The 4,942-nt window shown below is 68.3% G+C and carries 4 protein-coding genes; all 4 read right to left on the reverse strand.

What is annotated here, in order from left to right:
* Nucleotides 1-1,440 (reverse strand): alpha-xylosidase (yicI, locus tag ACOJUF_RS07805; protein WP_420121291.1); only part of this gene is annotated, 1,440 nt, incomplete at its 3' end.
* 35 nt (nt 1,441-1,475) lie between these two features.
* Nucleotides 1,476-2,423, reverse strand: a complete 948-nt coding sequence (locus ACOJUF_RS07810) for a carbohydrate ABC transporter permease (RefSeq protein ID WP_420121292.1) — start codon at nt 2,421-2,423, stop codon at nt 1,476-1,478.
* A complete protein-coding gene (locus ACOJUF_RS07815; protein WP_420121293.1) occupies nt 2,420-3,370 on the reverse strand; it encodes a carbohydrate ABC transporter permease in 951 nt (316 codons plus the stop codon). The genes ACOJUF_RS07810 and ACOJUF_RS07815 overlap by 4 nt, the downstream gene beginning before the upstream one ends.
* A 128-nt stretch (nt 3,371-3,498) precedes the next feature.
* Nucleotides 3,499-4,854 (reverse strand): extracellular solute-binding protein, encoded by a 1,356-nt coding sequence (locus ACOJUF_RS07820; protein ID WP_420121294.1) that lies wholly within the window; start codon nt 4,852-4,854, stop codon nt 3,499-3,501.
* Nucleotides 4,855-4,942: the final 88 nt, after the last annotated feature.

A 4,942-nucleotide genomic window follows, 5' to 3' on the forward strand; every position in this document is an offset into this window, starting at 1 on the left:
GCCGCCCCAGTGCACCGGGTACTGCTGGCCACCGGCGGTGGCCGACCGGGCGAACAGCACGGCCTCCCCGGTCCCGCGCCGCCGCTCCAGCAGCTCGAAGACGGTCCGGTTGTACAGGTGGGTGTAGTAGTTGTGCATCCGTTGCGGGTCCGACCCGTCGAACCAGACCACGTCGGTCGGGATCCGCTCGCCGAAGTCGGTCTTGAACGCGTCCACACCCTGGTCCAGCAACCGCTCCAGGTGGCCGGCGTACCACTGGGCGGCCGCCGGGTTGGTGAAGTCGACCAGGGCCATCCCGGCCTGCCACAGGTCCCACTGCCAGACGCTCCCGTCGGCCCGGGTCACCAGGTATCCCTTGGCCCGGCCCTCCTCGAACAGCCGGGACCGCTGGGCGATGTACGGGTTGATCCAGACGCAGATCCGCAGGCCCCGGTCCTTGAGCCGGGCCAGCATCGCCTCCGGCTCGGGGAACGTGCTGGGGTCCCACTCGAAGTCGCACCAGCGGAACTCGCGCATCCAGAAGCAGTCGAAATGGAACACCGACAGCGGGATCTCGCGCTTGGCCATGCCGTCGACGAAGCGTGTGACGGTGGCCTCGTCGTAGCTGGTGGTGAACGAGGTGGTCAGCCACAGGCCGTAGGACCAGGTCGGCACCCGGGGTGGCCGCCCGGTCAGGGCCGTGTACCGCTCCAGGATCTGTTTCGGGCTCGGACCGAGAATGACGAAGTACTCCAGGAACTGGCCCGGCACCGAGAACTGCGTGCGGGTGACCACTTCGGAGCCGACCTCGAACGAGACCTGCTCGGGGTGGTTGACGAAGACGCCGTAGCCGCGGTTCGTCCAGTAGAACGGGACGTTCTTGTACGCCTGCTCGCTGCTCGTGCCGCCGTCCAGATTCCACAGGTCGACGCTCTGGCCGTTCTTGACCAGCGGGCCGAACCGCTCCCCGAGGCCGTACACCACCTCACCGACGTCCAGGTCCAGCTGCTGGTAGACGTAGGGCTCGCCGGCCGGACCGGTCACCAGACCGACCGTCCGGCCGGCGCCGCCGGTCAGCCGCCGCTCGCCGGCCCGGAAGTCCAGCCGCCACGGTCCGTCCCGGTGCACCACGGCGGTGAGACCGCCCGAGGTCAGACAGACCTCGGCCGGGCCGGCGACGATCTCCGGCCGGACCTCGCCCGCCCCGGGCAGGGCGAAGTCCGGTCCGGCCTCGGTCCGGCCGGCGTGGTGCTCGATCCGGACCCGGACGACGCCCGGCGCCGGGGACGACAGGGTCAGGGTGACCGCCGGATTGTTGAGGGTGTCGCCCCGGGCGGTGACCACCTTCGTCGCGGCCAGCACCGAGACCGCATGCTCGGACACCTCGACGTCGCGCACCTGCCGGGCATGCAGGATGTCGAACCCGTCCCGGACCAGCCAGAACCCGTCACTGAACTTCATGAGCGAAATTTCCTCTCGGAGTAGCGGTTCGGGAGCTACTTGATCGCCCCCGCGGTCACCCCGCGGGTCAGCGTGCGTTGGAAGATCAGGAAGAAGACGACCGCGGGGATCAGGCTGATCAGCGCGCCCGCATTGGTGGTGGGGGCGTCCATCAGCCGGTCCCCCTGGAGGCTGGCCAACGCCACCGGCACCGTCTGGGTGTCGTTGTCGATCAGCATGACCAGCGGGATGAAGAACTCGTTCCAGGTCCAGATGAAGAAGAAGATCAACAGCACCGACAGCGTGGGCCGCACGATCGGGAAGACCACCTTCCACAGGATCTGCCAGCGGCTGGCCCCGTCCAACGCGGCCGCCTCCAGCAGCGCCTTGGGGAACGTGCCCAGCACGGAGGCGAGAAGGTACGTGCCGAAGGCGCTCTGGATCACCACGAAGATGATGATGACGACGAGCTTGGTGTTGTACAGGCCGGTCTGCTTGGCGAAGAAGTAGAGCGGGTAGACCAGGGCCTCCTGCGGAATCATGTTGCCCAGCAGGAACAGTGCGACGATCCACAGCCGGCCCTTGACCCGGCCGACGCCGATCGCGTACGCGTTGAGCAGCGAGACGCCGACGGCCACCACGGCCACCGTCCCGGCGATCAGCGTGGAGTTCCACAGCTTGAGCGGGTAGTCCGACGCGGTCCAGTAGTTGACCAGGCCCTTGGTGTAGAAGTGCGTCGGCCAGCTCAGCGGGCCGTTGGCCGAGTAGTCGGCCGGCGACTTGAACGCGTTGAGCAGCATCAGGCCGAACGGGACGAGCATCAGCAGTGCGGCGGCGGAGACGACGGCCAGCATGATCCAGCGGCCCGGGCCGCGGTGGAAACGGTCGCGGGCCTTGACCGCCCGCTCGTCGGCCAGCCGCTGGCCGGCCGACCGGGCCGGGGAGCCGCCGTCCGGGTCGCCGGCCGGGGTGGCGTCGGAGGTGGTGAGCACCGGAATGCTCATGATCCGCTCAGCTCCTTGCGCTCGGAGTGGGCCTGCCACCGCATGATGCCGACGGCGACGAGCACGATGATGACGGTCAGGACGGTGGCGATGGCGGAGCCGTAGCCGACGTCCAGCTTCTTGAAGAACGTGTAATAGGCGAAGTAGGACGGCACGTTGGTCGCGTTCTCCGGGCCGCCCCGGGTCAGCGCGTAGATCGGGCCGAAGACCTTGAGCGCGGCGATGGTGCAGGTCAGGGCGACCACGAAGGTCTCGGGCCGGATCTGCGGCAGGGTGATCGCCCGGAACCGGGCCCAGTAGCCGGCGCCGTCGATCTCGGCCGCCTCGTAGATCTCCGGGTCCACCCGGCCCAGGGCCGACATGAAGATGACCACCGGATAACCGATCTGGACCCAGACCATGACCATCATGACGGCCGGCAGCGCGGTGTCCGGGTTGCCGAGCCAGTCCTTGGTGAAGCCGGAGAGACCGATCGCGTCCAGGAGCGCGTTGAACGCGCCGTCGGGCCGCAGGATCCAGCCCCAGACGATGCCGGCCACCACGACCGGGAGCACCTGCGGCAGGTAGAACACCGCGCGCAGGACGCTGATGCCGGCCGCTCCGAACCGCTTGCCGAGGTAGTCGAACAGCACCGACGCCAGGAGCAGGCCGATCACCGTCGGCACCACGACCATGGCGACGATCATCGCGACGGAGTTCTTGAACGAGATCCAGAAGACGCTGTCGTGGAAGAGCCGGACGTAGTTGCCGAACCCGATGTAGCGGGGGCTGCCGACGCCGGACCACTTCGTCAGCGACAGGTAGACGTTGTAGATCAGGGGGCCGCCGATGACGCCGACGAACAGGACGGCTCCGGGCAGCAGGTACCACCAGTAGCCGCCCCGGCCCGCCCTCGGGGCGGGCGTACCGGTCGCCGTGCCCCCCTTGCGTTGCGCCAGGGTCGTCATGCCCGTTCCCCTCCCCCGGTGAGCCGGCCCCCGCGCGGATCATCTCGCCCGGCGCGGATCAACTGGCCGGGAATGGGTCCGGTGGGACGGACGTGAACGACTTCCTCCGCGCGGGGCCGGCTCACGGGTCAGCCGGCCTGGATGGTCGCGACGCCCTCGGTGTACGGACCCTGGATGGAGTCCATCACCTCGGCCGGCGTCTTGGACTGGTTGATCGAGGACTGGAAGGCGGCGACGAGCACGTCGTAGAAGCCAGGCACCGGCCAGTCCGGGTAGAACGCCAGCCCGTCGTTCTGCGAGATCGTGTTGAAGTTCTTGATCAGCTCGGCCGTCTTCGGATCGGTGATCGCCGACGGATCGGCCGCCACCGGGATCCCGCCGCTGTTGCCCAGCAGGTTCTGGATCTCCGGCCGCATCGTGATGTCGATGAAATCGTATGCCAGTTCTTTGTTCTCGGACGCCTGCGGGACGACCCAGAGGTTGCCCGACGAGCCCAGGCTCAGCGTGCTGCCCGGGAACAGGAAGGTGCCCCAGTCGAACGTGGTGATCTCGTCCTTGAGCCGGCCGAACCACCAGCTGCCGGACACCATGATCGGGCACTTCCCGCCGATGAACGCGGTGCCCATGTCCTCGGCCTTGAGCGAGGCCGAATCACCGGCGATGTAGCCCTTCTGCACCCAGTCGGCGAACATCTGGGCGCCCTTGGCGGTCGGACCGTTCTGGAAGTCGACCGGGTTCTTGTACAGCTGGTAGTCGTCGACGAACGAGCGGTCCGCCTGGGTCAGGGCCAGTTGGTACCACAGCTGGCCGGCCGGGTACTCGGCACCGGCCATGCAGATCGGGGTGGTGCCGGCGGCGACGAAGGTGTCCAGCGCCGTGGTGAACTCCGGCAGGGTGGTCGGGATCTGGATGCCGTTGGCGGCGAACGCGTCCTTGTTGTAATAGACCATCACGTACTCGCCGTAGTTCGGCACGCCGTACCAGTTGCCGGAGCCCATGACGCCGCGCTGGTCGTAGCGGGCGGTGGTCTGCAGGCTGGCGGAGAGCTTGTCGGCCCAGCCGCGGCTCTCCGCCGGTTCGGTGAGGTCGGTGAGCAGGCCCTGCGAGGCCAGCAGGCCGGCGGTCGCGTTGCCCTTGTTGTACTCCATGATGTCCGGGCCCTCGTCCGAGGACAGGATCATCCCGGCGTTCTGCTGGATCTGTTCGAACGCCTTGCGCTCGACATCGACCGTGACGCCAGGATGTTCGGCCTTGAAGGTCTCGATCGCCTTGTTCCAGGCGATGGCCATGGCACTGTTCTCGCCCTCGTAGTGCCACAGCTTGAGCGTCTGGCCCTCGCCCGCGGCGCTGGATCCGGCGGATCCGGACCCGCCGGACGCCGAGCCGGTGTCGCCCGATCCGCCGCAGGCGGCCAGGGTCAGCGACACCGTCAGCGCCGCAGCGACCGTCGCGACCTTCGCGAGCCGATACCGATGACGGAACATCTGTCCTCCAGGGGGTTGACGACCTCGCCGGGGCGGGTCGGAGGGGGTGGCGGGGCGTGCGCCATCGCCAGATGGGTGTGGCGGTGCG

The organism is Nakamurella sp. (genome assembly GCF_048594475.1).
Lineage (GTDB): Bacteria > Actinomycetota > Actinomycetes > Mycobacteriales > Nakamurellaceae > Nakamurella.

What these genes read in the sequence shown, in the direction of transcription:
- ACOJUF_RS07810 (WP_420121292.1), bottom strand. Translation starts at nt 2,423, where the DNA reads ATGAGCATTCCGGTGCTCACCACCTCCGACGCCACCCCGGCCGGCGAC.
- ACOJUF_RS07820 (WP_420121294.1), bottom strand. Translation starts at nt 4,854, where the DNA reads ATGTTCCGTCATCGGTATCGGCTCGCGAAGGTCGCGACGGTCGCTGCG.
- ACOJUF_RS07815 (WP_420121293.1), bottom strand. Translation starts at nt 3,370, where the DNA reads ATGACGACCCTGGCGCAACGCAAGGGGGGCACGGCGACCGGTACGCCC.